The sequence below is a fragment of the Salipiger marinus genome, from assembly GCF_900100085.1.
Classification (GTDB): Bacteria; Pseudomonadota; Alphaproteobacteria; order Rhodobacterales; family Rhodobacteraceae; genus Salipiger; species Salipiger marinus.
Window position 1 is genome coordinate 13,704 of the sequence record NZ_FNEJ01000028.1, and the last position, 13,499, is coordinate 27,202.

The window sequence follows — 13,499 nt, forward strand, 5'->3', positions numbered from 1 at the left end:
GATCAAAGCCACATGTCGCCTGCCGCCCGAGATGCCTGCGAGGGGCCTGCCATGCCAAGCCAGCTGACCATCTTTCCAGAGCGCAATCTGGCCTATCTGCACTATGCGGGCCGGACGACGGCCACGCAGTGCCTTGGCACCAGCAGGACGCTTCGCGACCATCCGCTGCGGCGCGAGGATCAGGGCTGGCTCGTCGATTTCTCGGCGCTTGAAGGCTTCGGCAGCGATTTTGACGAGATGCGCGCGGCGGTGCAGCAGGTGGCGCTGCAGCATGACGGCCAGCCCCCCGATACCCCGCTCGCCATCTACGCCCCCTCGGATCTGGGGTTCGGCGTCGGGCGCATGTACCAGCAGATCTGCGCGGGCCTGCTGCCGATGCGCATCGGCGTCTTCCGCGAGGCGGACCGGGCGCTGGCGCATCTGGGCCAGCCCGAGGTGGAGCTTGCCGCCTTTCTCGCCAAAGCGCGCTAGATTGCGTCGCTTCACCGTTGAAACCGGCGCGGCACGGGTCTATATGTGATCTGTCTCGGCAACGGGACTATGGGCATAAACGCGCATGGAATAAGCGGATCGGACCCGGGGGCGGTACCCGGCGGCTCCACCAGACATCCCTTCGTTGGGGGACCATGGGGCCGAAACAGGATCGACGAACGTGTAAAGATGTGGCTTTGTCCCGGTGAGATACCACCGTTATCGGTTCATCAAGCATAATTGCCAACGACAATCGTGCTCCGGTCGCTCTGGCTGCGTAAGCAGTCCGAAAGATCGATTCTTAAGCCCTTGTGCCTAGCAGCGTAAGGCGGGGTTCGCAGGCACCTGGCAACAGAAGCCTGCACTTTCCCCCCCTCCCATTCTCTGCATTGACCGGACCCGTGGCGGCTGACAGCATCGGCGCATGCTGCGTCTGGCCCTGTGTCTTTGTGTCCTCTCCTCTGCCGCGCGGGCCTGCGAGACCGCGCTGCTTCTGGCCATGGACGTGTCGAATTCCGTGGATGCCGCCGAATACCGGATCCAGACCGACGGTCTGGCGCTGGCGCTGCGCGATCCCTCCATCGCAGAGATCGTGCTGCGCGACCGCGTGGCGCTGGCGGTGCTGCAATGGTCGGGCCCCGACCGGCAGGAACTGTCGCTGGGCTGGCTGCAGCCGGGGGATGCCGCAGGACTTGCCGCGCTGGCCGCGCGGGTCGAGACGATGCCGCGCGCCTTCCTGCTGTCGGACACCGCGCCGGGGGCCGCGCTGATGGCGGCGCTGGATGCCTTTGCCACGGCCCCCGACTGCAAGCGGCGCATCATCGACATGTCCGGCGACGGCACGCCCAATGCGGGCAGCAATCCCGCCGCCGCGCGGGTGCGGGCCGAACGCATGGGGGTCACGGTCAACGGGCTCGCGATCGAGGCACAGGGCGCGGGCCTGCCGGTCACCAATTTCTACCGCCGCAGCCTTGCCACCCGCGACGGATTCGTGATGACGGCCCGCAGCCACCGGGGCTATGCCGAGACGCTGCGCGCCAAGATGCTGCGCGAACTGTCCCGGGTTCTGGGCTGAGCGTCATGATCCCGTTACCCTTGCCGGGCAGACAGGCGCGATGACTGCCCCCACCCTTGCCGACCTCACCCGCACCTTTGGCCGCATCGGCCTGCTGAGCTTTGGCGGCCCCGCCGCGCAGATCGGCCTGCTGCACCGCGTTCTGGTCGACGAACGCGGCTGGCTGGACGAACGCCAGTATCTGCGCGCGCTGTCCTTCTGCATGCTGCTGCCGGGGCCAGAGGCGATGCAGCTTGCCACATGGGCGGGCTGGCGGCTGCGCGGCGTGCCCGGCGGGCTGATCGCGGGCGGGCTGTTCGTGCTGCCCGGCGCGCTGGTCATCGCGGCGCTGGCGCTGGCCTATGCCGCATGGGGCGACCTGCCGCAGACCGAGGCGGTGCTGCTGGGGGTCAAGGCCACGGTGATCGTCATCGTGGTGCAGGCGCTGCTGCGGCTCGGGCGGCGGGTGCTGCGGGGGCCGCTGGCGCTGGCCTTGGCGCTGGCCGCCTTTGTGGCGCTTTATGCGCTGCAGCTGCCCTTTCCGCTGGTGGTGGCGGGGGCGGCGCTGGTGGGAATCCTGCGCCCGAGGGCGGATCCCGCCCCCGCCGCGCCCCCGCCCCCACTTGCGGGCGCGGGCAACTGGCGCGCGCTGCTGGTCTGGGCCGCGCTCTGGCTGCTGCCGCTGCCGGTTCTGGCGCTGGCCGGTCAGGGCCTGCTGGTCGATCTGGGCCTGTTCTTCGCCAAGCTCGCGGTGCTGTCCTTTGGCGGCGCCTATGCGGTGCTGGCATGGATGGCGCAGGAGGCGGTGGCGCTGCGCGGCTGGCTGACGCCCGCGCAGATGGCCGATGCGCTGGGGCTGGCGGAAACCACGCCGGGGCCGCTGATCCTTGTCACGCAGTTTGTGGGCATGCTGGCGGGCCATGGCGCGGGGGGCTGGCCCATGGCGCTGGCGGCGGGCGCGCTGGTGCTGTGGATGACCTTCCTGCCCTGTTTCCTGTGGATTTTCGCCTTTGCCCCGCATCTGGAACGGCTGCTGGCCCGTCCGCGCCTGCAGGCAGCGCTGGAGGCGGTGACCGCCGCCGTGCTGGGGGTCATCGCCAACCTGTCGCTGTGGTTCGCCATCAACGTGCTGTTTGCACAAAGCGTCGTGCTGGAGGCGTGGCCGCTGCGCCTGACCCTGCCTGATCCCGCCACGCTGCGGCTGGATGCGGTGCTGCTGACAGCGCTTGCCGCGCTGCTGCTGGGGCCTGCAAAGCGGTCGATCCTGCTGACGCTGCTGGTCTGCGCGATGGCGGGCGGCGCGCTGCGGCTGGCGGGCTGGGGGTGATGCCCCATGCCGCGCCGTCGGCGGAAAATTCCCCGCACCTCTTTTCCTCGGCGCCAAATCGAATATGGTGGCCGAAAGGCACGAGGATCAGGGCCATGTCCGGCGGCATCGACTACGGCAATCTCATGCATCGCGCCATGCGCGGGCTTATTCATGACGTTCTGGCGGGGGTGCAGGCCTCCGGTCTGCCGGGCGAGCATCATTTCTTCATCACCTTCGACACCCAGCATCCGGATGTGGAACTGGCCGACTGGCTGTCCGACCGCTATCCGGGCGAAATGACCGTGGTCATGCAGCACTGGTATGACGATCTGGAGGTGAATGACGACGGTTTCGCGGTCACGCTGAACTTTGGCGACGCGCCGGAGCGGCTGTATATCCCCTATGACGCGATCAAGACCTTTGTCGATCCGTCGGTGGAATTCGGTCTGCGCTTCGAGACCCATGACGAGGATGACGACGAGGATCCGACCCCGCCGGATGACAAGCCCAAGCGCCCCCGCGCGGTGGAGCCGCGCCAGCAGGACGCAGAGGTGGTCCGGCTTGATTCCTTCCGCAAATGAGCATTCGCCCGTGACCCGCTGCCACCGATGGCGGGCCGCGTCGCATCGGCCTCACGGCTGAGCGCGGCGCGGGAGGGCGGGGGCACATGCGGAACACCAGCGATCTGAGCCTGTTTCTGGGGCAGATGCTGCGCCGACCGCAGTCGGTCTCGGCGCTGATGCCCTCGTCCGAACGGCTGGCCCGCGCCATGGCGGCGGAAGTGCCCGAGGGCACGGGGCCGGTGGTGGAACTGGGGCCGGGCACCGGCAAGATCACCCGGGCGCTGCTGGAGGCGGGCATCGCGCCGTCGGATCTGCATCTGCTCGAAATCAATGATGATTTTGTCTCTTTCCTGCGGCTGCGGCACCCGGATGTGCATCTGCATCATCGCGGCGCGCAGGACATGGACCGCATCGGGCTACCCACGGCGCGGGCCGTGGTGTCGGGCCTGCCGCTGCTGTCGCTGCCGCGCGACCTGCAGCGCGCCATTCTGGAGGCGGCGTTCCGGCTGCTGCCGCCGGGGGCGCCGCTTATCCAGTTCACCTATGGTCCGTCCAATCCGGTGCCCGGCCCGCTGATGCGCGATCTGGGGCTGGTGGCGGAACGCGGGCGCCGGGTCTGGCACAACATGCCGCCCGCCCAGATCTACCGCCTGCGGAGGCCTGCGGCCTGAGATTGGGGCGCTAACGGCAGCGCGGGCAGCTTCTGCGCCGTTGCCCCTGCCCCAAGCTGCCGCTAAACCGCACACAATCGTATGCTTTCAGGAGGCAGAGATGGCCACGACCCGCACCGAAACCGACAGCTTCGGCCCGCTGGAGGTTCCCGCCGACAAGTACTGGGGCGCCCAGACCCAGCGGTCGATCATGAATTTCCCGATCGGCTGGGAAAAGCAGCCCGTGCCGATCATCCGCGCGCTTGGCGTGGTCAAGAAGGCCTGCGCGCAGGCCAACAAGGATCTGGGCACGATGGAGGCGCAGATCGCCGATGCGATCATCGCCGCCGCCTCCGAGGTGATCGAGGGCCAGTTCGACGACAACTTCCCGCTGGTGGTCTGGCAGACCGGGTCGGGCACGCAGTCCAACATGAACGCGAACGAGGTCATCTCGAACCGCGCCATCGAGATGCTGGGCGGCGAAATGGGCTCCAAGAAGCCCGTGCACCCGAACGACCATTGCAACATGGGCCAGTCCTCCAACGACACCTTCCCGACCGCGATGCATGTCGCCATCGCGATGCAGGCGCGTGACGTGCTGCTGCCGGGCCTGCGCAAGCTGCATGACGCGCTGGCCGCCAAGTCCGAGGAATTCCGCGACATCATCAAGATCGGCCGCACCCATACGCAGGATGCGACGCCGCTGACGCTGGGTCAGGAATTCGGCGGCTACACCCATCAGGTGAAAAAGGGCATCGAGCGGGTCGAGGCCTGTCTGGGCGACATCTACGAGCTGGCGCAGGGCGGCACCGCCGTGGGCACCGGGCTCAACACCCAGAAAGGCTGGGCGGAGATGGTCGCGAAGAACATGGCCGACATCACCGGCCTGCCCTTCGTCACCGCGCCCAACAAGTTCGAAGCCCTTGCCGCCCATGACGCCATGGTGATGTTCTCGGGCGCGCTGAAGACCGTGGCGGCCTCGCTGTTCAAGATCGCCAACGACATGCGTCTGCTGGGTTCCGGCCCGCGCTCGGGTCTGGGCGAACTGATCCTGCCGGAAAACGAACCGGGCTCGTCGATCATGCCGGGCAAGGTCAACCCGACGCAGGCCGAAGCGCTGACCATGGTCTGCGCGCATGTGATGGGCAATGACGCCGCCGTGGGCTTTGCCGGATCGCAGGGCCATTTCGAGCTTAACGTCTACAACCCGATGATGAGCTACAACGTGCTGCAGTCCATGCAGCTTCTGGGCGACAGCGCCTCTGCCTTCACCGACAACATGGTGGTGGGCACGCAGGCCAACGTGGCGCGGATCGAAAAGCTGATGAAGGAATCGCTGATGCTGGTCACGGCGCTGGCCCCCACCATCGGCTATGACAACGCCACCAAGGTCGCCAAGACCGCGCACAAGAACGGCACCACGCTGAAGGAAGAGGCGATCGCGCTTGGCTTTGTCGATGCCGAGACCTTCGACCGCATCGTGCGCCCCGAAGACATGATCGGCCCCAAGGGCTGAACCGGTCTTCTGCCTGTCCTCCGGGGCCCTGCGCGGGCCCCGGTTTTCCGCCGATGTGGCAGCGCCTTATCATTTTGCACACATTGCCGCCGCGCACCGCCGCGCTAAAGTCCCTGCCATGAGCAAGGTCATCAATCTCAACCGGGCCCGCAAGGACCGGCAGCGCGCCGAAAAACGCGCCGCCGCGGATCAGAATGCCGCCCGACACGGTCTGAGCAAGGCCGAAAAAATGCTGGAAGCCGCGCGCGCCAAGAAAGCGGACGCGGCGCTGGACGGCCACAAGCTCGACGAATGAGCGGGCGTCCGGTCAAACGCTCGCTGACGCTGCGCGGGCATCGCACATCTGTATCGCTGGAAGAGATTTTCTGGCGGGAATTCCGTGTCATCGCCGAAGCCGAGGGCAAGACCCTGAACGCGCTGGCCACGGAGATCGACGAATCGCGCGGGCTCGAATCGGGGCTCGCCTCCGCCATCCGTGTCTATGTGCTGCAGCAGGTCAAGGCGCGGCAGGGCTGAGCCGCCGCGCCCTTGGGGACGGGATCAGGCTTTCGCCAGACGCGCCTCGCGCGCCGCGCGCAGACGGGCGAAATCATCCCCCGCATGGTAGCTCGACCGGGTAAGCGGCGTGGCCGACACCATCAGGAAGCCCTTGCCATAGGCGGTTTTTTCGTAGGACGCGAATTCATCCGGCGTCACGAACCGGTCGACGCGGTGATGTTTCGGCGTCGGCTGCAGATACTGCCCGATGGTCAGGAAATCGACATCCGCCGCGCGCATGTCATCCATGACCTGCCCCACCTGTTTGCGGTCCTCGCCCAGCCCGACCATGATGCCGGACTTGGTGAAGATGCGCGGATCAAGCTCCTTGACCCGCTGCAGCAGGCGCAGCGAATGGAAATACCGCGCGCCGGGCCGCACCTCGGGGTAAAGACCGGGCACGGTTTCCAGATTGTGGTTGAACACGTCAGGCCGCGCCGCAACCACGGTTTCCAGCACCGAGGGCGCGCATTTCAGGAAATCCGGCGTCAGGATCTCGATCGTGGTGCCGGGCGAACGGTGGCGCACGGCGCGGATGGTCTGGGCAAAATGCTCCGCCCCGCCATCGTCCAGATCGTCGCGGTCCACCGAGGTGATGACCACATGGTTCAGCCCCAGCTTGGCCACCGAATCCCCGACCCGGCCCGGCTCGAACACGTCCAGTGTCTCGGGGCGACCGGTGGCGATGTTGCAGAAGGTGCAGCCGCGCGTGCAGATGTCGCCCATGATCATCATGGTCGCGTGACCTTGGCTCCAGCATTCGCCCACATTGGGACAGCCCGCCTCTTCGCAGACGGTGACCAGCTTGTGTTCGCGCATGATGCGGCGGGTTTCGTTATAGCCCTCGCCGCCGGGCGCCTTCACGCGGATCCAGTCCGGTTTCTTGGGCTGGGCGTTGTCAGGACGGTGCGCCTTTTCCGGGTGGCGCTGTGCCGGGATCTTGAGGTCGCGCATGGCAAATTCCCCGCGTGCTGGGTCAGGTCGCCTTCAAGATAGGGCAGCGTCCGGCCCCATGCCAGAGCCGGTCCGCCCGATCGGGGGCGACGGTTCCCCGATCCCTACGCCCCTTGTGGGGAAAGCGCAATTGCCAAGCCCGCCGCGCGGTCAGGAGGAGAGCTTCATGGTGACCATGCCCGCCACGATCAGCGCCGCCGCGATCCCGCGCTGCAGCGTCAGCGCCTCGCCCAGAAACAGGATGCCGACGATAAAGGCCCCCACCGCGCCGATCCCGGTCCAGACCATATAGGCGGTGCCCAAGGGCAGGCTGCGCATCGACAGGCTCAGCAGCCAGAACGACCCGGCCATGCCCGCCACCATCACCAGCGTTGGGACAATCCGGGTGAAGCCATGCGACTGCTTCATCGCAAAAGCCCAGACGATTTCAAGAAGACCGGCGACCACCAGAAGGATCCACGCCATGACACGCTCCATTGCTTCGGGCCGTCCCGCGTGGTTCCCGATCTGGGGAACGTCGTCCTTCGCCGCCAGATATGGCGGCTCTGGCGCGGGGGTCAATAGGCAGGAACGCTTGCCCGCGACCGCGCCGTCAGATCCTCGCCCACCCCGCGCAGCCGCTGCGCCAGATCGGTGAACCAGCCCTGCGCGGGCGTGCTGGCGCGGCGCACCAGCCCGATGCTGCGCGACGGCTCCGGAGTGGCGAAGCGGCGCAGGCACATGCCCTCGGCGGCGCGCGCTTCGGTCGGAATGGCGATCTCCGGCATCAGGGTCAGGCCGAACCCCGCCGCCACCAGCCGCGACAGCGTGGCCAGCGACGATGCCCCCATATTGATGCGCGCATTGCCCCGGCTGCGGCCACAGACCGCCAGCGCCTGATCGGTCAGGCAGTGCCCGTCCTCCAGCAGCAGCAGCTGGCTTTCGCCCAGTCCTTCGGGATGCGGCACGTCGTTGTAAAGCTCCAGCCGTGCGGCGCTGCCCGCCAGCAGGAAGCGGTCCTCGAACAGCGGTTCTGCGGCGATGCCCTCGCGTTCGGCGGGCAGCGCGATCACGGCGGCATCCAGCCTGCCATCCAGCAGCTGATCCAGCAACCGGTCGGTCACCGCCTCCGTCACCGACACGTCAAGCGAGATGTCCGCCGCGCGCATCGCCGCCAGCGCTTCGGGCAGGAAATAGGGCGCGATGGTCGGAATCACCCCCAGCGCCAGCCGTCCGGTCAGCCCGCCGCGCCGCCGTGCCGCCTGTTCCAGCGCCGCCACCTCGCCAAGGATGCGGTCGGCCACCTCCAGCACCTCGCGCCCGAAGGGGGTCAGCACCACATCGCGCGCATGGCGTTCCACCAGCGGGCCGTTCAGGGTGGTTTCCAGTTCGCGGATCTGCACCGACAGCGCGGGCTGCGACACATGGCAGGCCTCCGCCGCGCGGCGGAAATTGCGCTGTTCGGACAGGGCCTTGAAATAGCCGAGCTGGCGGAGGGTCAGGTTCATAGGAAAATGTTATCAATCTTTAAATAAACTGCAATTGGAAATTATCTAAGGGCTTCTACATCCTGTCGGTGAAGGGGAAGCTGCCCCACCACTCCATCGAGGAAGCCATGACCAAGCGACTGACCACCTCCGCCGGCGCGCCGGTGCCCAGCAACAACACCTCCGCCACGGCGGGCCCGCGCGGCCCGGTGCTGCTGGAGGATTATCAGCTGATCGAAAAGCTGGCCCATCAGAACCGCGAACGCATCCCCGAACGGGTGGTGCATGCCAAGGGCTGGGGCGCGCAGGGCACCTTTACCGTCACGCATGACATCAGCCGCTACACCTGCGCCAGCCTGTTCTCCAAGGTGGGCACCACCTGCGAGATCCTGTCGCGCTGGTCCACCGTGGCGGGCGAACTGGGTGCTGCCGATGCCGAACGCGACGTGCGCGGCTTTTCGGTGAAATTCTACACCGAAGACGGCAACTGGGATGTGGTGGGCAACAACACCCCCATCTTCTTCATCCGCGACGCCTATAAATTCCCGGATTTCATCCGCACGCAGAAGCGCCACCCCAAGACCAACCTGCGTTCGCCGGAAGCGATGTTCGATTTCTGGGCCGCCCAGCCCGAATCGGTGCATCAGGTCACCATCCTGATGTCGGATCGCGGCATTCCGGTGAACCCGATGCACATGCATGGCTATGGCTCGCACACCTATTCCATGTGGAATGCGGCGGGGGAACGGCACTGGGTGAAATTCCATTTCCGCTGCCAGCAGCCGATCCGCAACTACACCAACGAACAGGCCGAGGAACTGATCGGCAAGACCCGCGAAAGCTATCAGGAAGATCTGTATAACGCGATCGACGAGGGCCGCTTCCCGAAATGGGAGCTGAACATTCAGGTCATGCCCGAGGCGCAGGCGGAAACGCTGGACTTCAACCCGTTCGATCTGACCAAGGTCTGGCCGCATGACCAGTTCCCGCTGATCCCGGTGGGCATGCTGGAATTCAACCGCAACCCCGACAATTACTGGCAGTTCGTGGAAAACGCTGCCTATTCGCCGTCCAACAAGATCCCCGGCATCGGTTTTTCACCGGACAAGATGCTGCAGGGCCGGATCTTTGCCTATGCCGATGCGCATCGTTACCGGCTTGGCACCCATTACGAGGCCCTGCCCGCCAATGCGCCGAAAGCGCCGGTGCATCACTATCACAAGGACGGATCGATGCGGTTCTTCCCGCAGGTCACCGGCCATCCGGATGCCTATTACGAGCCCAACCAGTATGAGGAATCCGCCAAGGCCGATCCTTCCGTGATGGAGCCGCCGCTGCGCATTTCCGGCGATGCCGACCGCTATGTGCAGGAAGACAAGGATGCCGATTACGTCCAGCCCCGCGCGCTTTATGCCGAGGTGCTCGACGAGGGCGGGCGCAAGCGGCTGCATCTGAACATGGCCCGCGCCATGTCGCCCTGTTCGGACAGCGTGAAAGAGCGCTGGTATGCCGTGCTGCGCCGCGTGCACCCCGAATATGAGGCGGGCGTGCGCAAGGCTGCCGAGGATCTGAAATCCGGCACTATCGACGATTATCCCGGCATTCCCGTCACCGGCGATACGCCGGTGCGCGTCGCGGAATGATCTAGGGCCCAACGTCAGGGGGCGGTGCCACGGCACCGCCCCCTTTTCCATCGCCCCCGCAAGCGCTCAGCCGATCAGCCCGCCGCCGGGTCCGGTGGTCAGGTCGTAATGCCGTTTCAGCCGCTGCAGCGCGATGCGCAGCACGATCTTGCCAGACCGGGCGGCCCATCCCATGCGCTTTTCCGTGGTCTCCAGCCCCTCCAGATAGCAGCAGCATTGCAGCGCCACGTCGCCCAGCCCGGGCCCCAACTCGCGCAGCGCCGCCGAGAACCGCAGCCGCGCCGCTTCGGGCCCGCGCGGATGCGCTTCGCCCGCGCCCGGCACCACGCCTTCGGTCAGATACTGGTCCCAGTTCTGCGCCGCGCGCTGCCCCATCTGCGCCAGTTCGAAATCCTCGCGCAGCCTTTCGCCCGCCCGCACCAGATCCTCGGCCAGAAACGGCGCGCCGTCCTTCTCGCGCCGTCGTGCCAGCACGGCGAGCGGGCTTTCGGCGATGACATAGCGGCGGCGGCCCCGGGGATCGGCCTCTTCGGCGTCAAGCGCCGCCTCTGCCGCGCGCCCGGTGTCAAAGCCCGCCTGCGCCTCGGCAAAGCCGCGCAGCTTGTTTTCCTGTTCCGCCAGCAGATGGCTCAGCGCAGCACGCCCGCCGGGGGTGATGCGATAGCGGGAAATCCGCGCCGGGGCCTCGCAGGCGATCCAGCCCTTCAGCGCCAGGGCCTGCGCCACCGGCGCATCCACCACCGCCGTGCGGGCCGACCCGCCCTGCCCGGTGTCGCGCACCACCACGGCCTTGTCCATCTCGGCGGCCACCGCCAGCACGGCGCCGTTTTCGCAAAGCCGCCGCAGCACGCGCCGCGCCTCCCGCGCCAGCGTCACCGCGTCGGGGGTCATGTCGTTCAGCGCTTCGGCCATCGTTCCGCACTCCTTGCCGGGCCGCGCCTGCATCGCCCCCGCCTCGATCCCGCCAAGCTTGCGCAGCGCCCCGTCCACCAGCGGGTCATCGCGCAGCGTTTCCATGCGCCGCACCTGCCGCAGCACGGTGGAGGCATGGCGCCCCGCCTCGCGCGCCAGTTTGCGGATGCCCTCGCCGCCTTCGGTATGCGCCAGATAAAGCCGGGCCTCTTCCGGCACCCATGCTGGCAAATGCGCCGCCCAGCGGGCCGCTCCGGCTGCGGCGGCAGATGATCCTGATCCCGGTGGCTTGGTCATGTTGTTCACAAGTTTATCCCCAGCAGCACGCAACCTATTGGTGTGTGTGTTACCCGACGGTTAAAATCATCCTGGTTTCGTCAAATTATCCCCAAAATATAAACAATCTTGAAACGACCGGACGTGCGCTCCGGCCTCACGGCAACAGCGCTCCGGCCTGTGTAGCCTTGCCCCCGTCACCAGACCGAAGGGACAAGACCATGCAAGACATCCTGAGCCTGCTTGCCAGCCTGCGCCGCCCGCGCCTGCTGATCCGTGCCGCGCGCATCGGCGCCGACGATTACCGCCGCGAGGCGCATCTGTCGCGGATTCTGGGCTATGCCGCCCTGCCGCGCAGCGGTGCCGCGCTGATGCGGCTTGTCGATCTGGAGGCGGATCTGGACCTGCGCCGTCGCGCCGAAGACACGGCCTATTCCATCGCCCGCCATGTCGAGGTGCTGGCGGCGATCATGGGAGAGGCGCGGCTGCTGCGTGCCGGTCTGGGCGCGGAGGCGGTCTGAGGCTCAGATCTCGGGGCCGATCTCGGCCTTGCGCCGCGCCACGAAGGCCCGCAGCGCCGTCTCGACATCCTCGGGCAGCGGCGGCACGTTATGGCTGTCCAGCCAGTGCCGGACCTGCGCAGAGGCCCGTTCCATCGCATCCCCCGTCTCCGCCGCGCCGCCCGGATCCTCTGCGGCGGCGCCGCGCCCGACAAAATGCCCACCCGGTCCGATATCGCGGATCAGGTCCAGCGCCGCCGCGCCCTCCTCGGCCACGGAGTGCGACGGAACCTGAAGATCGGTTTCCAACTGGTTGGCGTCCATGACGAATTTCTCAAAGTCCGCCACCAACCCGCCATCGAGCCAGCCGCAGGCATGCAGGATGAAATCCACGCCCGCCGCCTGCGTCTCTGCCAGACCGCGCGCGGCCTCGTATCCCGCCTGCGCATCCGGCAGGGCCGCGCCGGTCAGGGCGCCGCCGCAGCGGAACGGAATCCCCATGCGCCGCGCCAGCTGCCCGGCCCCGCGCGTGATCTGCACCGCCTCTGCCGTGTCGAACCGCGCCGCGCCTCCCGCCGCATCCACCGAGGCCACGAAGGGTCCAAAGATCACCGGTGCGCCCGGTCGGATCAGCTGCGCATAGGCGACGCCCGCCCGCACCTCTGCCAGCATCTGCGCCAGCGTGCCGCCCACCGTTTCGGGCGCCGTGGCGCCGGGCAGCAGGAACGGCGCCACGATGCAGGCCTGATTGGCCGCGGCATAAAGCTCCAGCGCCTTGGTCATGGTCTCGTCGAAACAAAGCGGCGATCCCACGGAAATCAGCGCGGCGAGCACGGTCAGCCCGTCCTCCAGCGCCGGGCCGAACAGGATCCGCGCCATGTCCAGACTGTCGCGCACATGGGCGGGCTCGGTCACCGCCCCCATGAAGGGCTTGTCGGACAGGGTCATATGGGCCAGCAGCATGTCCAGATGACGGCTGTTCACCGGCACGTCGGTCGGCTCGCAGATGGTGCCGCCGGAATGGTTCAGCGCCGGAGCCATCTGCGCCAGCTTCACAAAATCCCGGAAATCCAACAGCGTGGCGAAACGCCGTCCGCGCGCTGCATCCTGCACGAAGATCGGCCCGTAAACGGGCGCCATCACAGGAGTTTTCCCGCCAATCTCGACGCTGCGATCCGGCGTCCGCGCCGTCTGGACAAAGCGGGCGGGCGCCTTGGCGCACAGGCTGGCGACCAGTTCGGGCGCAAGCCGCACCCGTTCGCCTTCGATCTGCGCCCCGGCAGCCGACCAGCGGGCCAGCGCGTCGGGAGAGTTGATGAAGTTCACGCCGACCTCCGCCAGCAGGCGATCCGCCACCGCCTCGATCTGGCGCAGCGTGCCATCATCCAGCAGGCCATGGGGGGTGTCATCGCGGGTCATCAACGCATCGGCCATCCGGTTTCCTTATCTGACGCGGCACAAACCCGGCGCCGCCGTCACAGTCTAGCCCGGCAAAGGGCGCATGTCGCCGACCCGCAGCGGCGCTTCGCGCACAAAAACGACATGTTGCAGGTGAATTGCGCCGCATTTTCGGGAATGCCTCGGGTTCGGCTTAAGCGGATATTCACGCCTGTTGCGTCAGGATCACCGGAATGACCCCAATCTGGTG

15 protein-coding genes and 1 other RNA gene are annotated in these 13,499 nt (G+C 67.0%); 11 read left to right on the forward strand and 5 right to left on the reverse strand.

Annotated features, from left to right (window positions below; all coding sequences use genetic code 11):
* The first annotated feature begins 51 nt into the window (after positions 1 to 51).
* The 9 genes from BLR51_RS22880 (at position 52) to BLR51_RS22920 (ending at position 6,079) form a co-directional block, all read left to right on the forward strand.
* Complete coding sequence (locus tag BLR51_RS22880) at positions 52 to 471, forward strand: hypothetical protein (protein ID WP_089851355.1); 420 nt, start codon at positions 52 to 54, stop codon at positions 469 to 471.
* A 13-nt stretch (positions 472 to 484) separates the two neighbouring features.
* Positions 485 to 837, forward strand: a transfer-messenger RNA (tmRNA) gene (gene ssrA / locus BLR51_RS22885).
* A gap of 58 nt (positions 838 to 895) precedes the next feature.
* On the forward strand, positions 896 to 1,546 hold the full coding sequence (locus BLR51_RS22890) for a DUF1194 domain-containing protein (protein ID WP_089851357.1): 651 nt from the start codon (positions 896 to 898) through the stop codon (positions 1,544 to 1,546).
* 40 nt (positions 1,547 to 1,586) lie between these two features.
* Complete coding sequence (chrA, locus tag BLR51_RS22895) at positions 1,587 to 2,852, forward strand: chromate efflux transporter (protein ID WP_089851359.1); 1,266 nt, start codon at positions 1,587 to 1,589, stop codon at positions 2,850 to 2,852.
* Positions 2,853 to 2,947: 95 nt separating this feature from the next.
* On the forward strand, positions 2,948 to 3,415 hold the full coding sequence (locus tag BLR51_RS22900; RefSeq protein ID WP_089851361.1) for an SspB family protein: 468 nt from the start codon (positions 2,948 to 2,950) through the stop codon (positions 3,413 to 3,415).
* Positions 3,416 to 3,501: 86 nt separating this feature from the next.
* On the forward strand, positions 3,502 to 4,068 hold the full coding sequence (locus BLR51_RS22905) for a class I SAM-dependent methyltransferase (protein ID WP_089851363.1): 567 nt from the start codon (positions 3,502 to 3,504) through the stop codon (positions 4,066 to 4,068).
* A 100-nt stretch (positions 4,069 to 4,168) separates the two neighbouring features.
* A complete protein-coding gene (gene fumC, locus BLR51_RS22910) occupies positions 4,169 to 5,563 on the forward strand; it encodes a class II fumarate hydratase (RefSeq protein WP_089851365.1) in 1,395 nt (464 codons plus the stop codon).
* 118 nt (positions 5,564 to 5,681) lie between these two features.
* The gene (locus BLR51_RS22915) at positions 5,682 to 5,858 is read left to right on the forward strand and encodes a DUF4169 family protein (RefSeq protein ID WP_089851367.1); all 177 of its coding nucleotides are present in this window, start codon (positions 5,682 to 5,684) and stop codon (positions 5,856 to 5,858) included.
* The gene (locus BLR51_RS22920; protein WP_089851369.1) at positions 5,855 to 6,079 is read left to right on the forward strand and encodes a ribbon-helix-helix domain-containing protein; all 225 of its coding nucleotides are present in this window, start codon (positions 5,855 to 5,857) and stop codon (positions 6,077 to 6,079) included. The genes BLR51_RS22915 and BLR51_RS22920 overlap by 4 nt, the downstream gene beginning before the upstream one ends.
* A gap of 24 nt (positions 6,080 to 6,103) precedes the next feature.
* Here BLR51_RS22920 and lipA read toward each other — a convergent pair whose 3' ends face one another.
* The 3 genes from lipA to BLR51_RS22935 all read right to left on the reverse strand — a co-directional run bounded on the left by lipA (position 6,104) and on the right by BLR51_RS22935 (position 8,541).
* Positions 6,104 to 7,054 (reverse strand): lipoyl synthase, encoded by a 951-nt coding sequence (lipA, locus tag BLR51_RS22925; RefSeq protein ID WP_089851371.1) that lies wholly within the window; start codon positions 7,052 to 7,054, stop codon positions 6,104 to 6,106.
* A 150-nt stretch (positions 7,055 to 7,204) separates the two neighbouring features.
* Positions 7,205 to 7,519: a DMT family transporter gene (locus BLR51_RS22930; RefSeq protein WP_089851373.1), complete on the reverse strand. Its 315-nt coding sequence runs from the start codon at positions 7,517 to 7,519 to the stop codon at positions 7,205 to 7,207.
* A gap of 92 nt (positions 7,520 to 7,611) precedes the next feature.
* Entirely contained in the window at positions 7,612 to 8,541 is a 930-nt protein-coding gene (locus BLR51_RS22935; RefSeq protein WP_089851375.1) for a LysR substrate-binding domain-containing protein, read from the reverse strand.
* Between the two features lie 107 nt (positions 8,542 to 8,648).
* Here BLR51_RS22935 and BLR51_RS22940 point away from each other — a divergent pair, with 107 nt between their 5' ends.
* Positions 8,649 to 10,163: a catalase gene (locus BLR51_RS22940; protein ID WP_089851377.1), complete on the forward strand. Its 1,515-nt coding sequence runs from the start codon at positions 8,649 to 8,651 to the stop codon at positions 10,161 to 10,163.
* A 66-nt stretch (positions 10,164 to 10,229) separates the two neighbouring features.
* Here the strand turns inward: BLR51_RS22940 and BLR51_RS22945 are convergent, their stop codons facing one another.
* On the reverse strand, positions 10,230 to 11,372 hold the full coding sequence (locus BLR51_RS22945; RefSeq protein ID WP_242656819.1) for a DUF6456 domain-containing protein: 1,143 nt from the start codon (positions 11,370 to 11,372) through the stop codon (positions 10,230 to 10,232).
* 200 nt (positions 11,373 to 11,572) lie between these two features.
* Between BLR51_RS22945 and BLR51_RS22950 the strand changes: the two genes are divergently transcribed.
* Complete coding sequence (locus tag BLR51_RS22950) at positions 11,573 to 11,872, forward strand: DUF6477 family protein (protein WP_089851380.1); 300 nt, start codon at positions 11,573 to 11,575, stop codon at positions 11,870 to 11,872.
* Positions 11,873 to 11,875: 3 nt separating this feature from the next.
* Here the strand turns inward: BLR51_RS22950 and BLR51_RS22955 are convergent, their stop codons facing one another.
* Positions 11,876 to 13,285 (reverse strand): trimethylamine methyltransferase family protein, encoded by a 1,410-nt coding sequence (locus BLR51_RS22955; protein WP_089851382.1) that lies wholly within the window; start codon positions 13,283 to 13,285, stop codon positions 11,876 to 11,878.
* Positions 13,286 to 13,499: the final 214 nt, after the last annotated feature.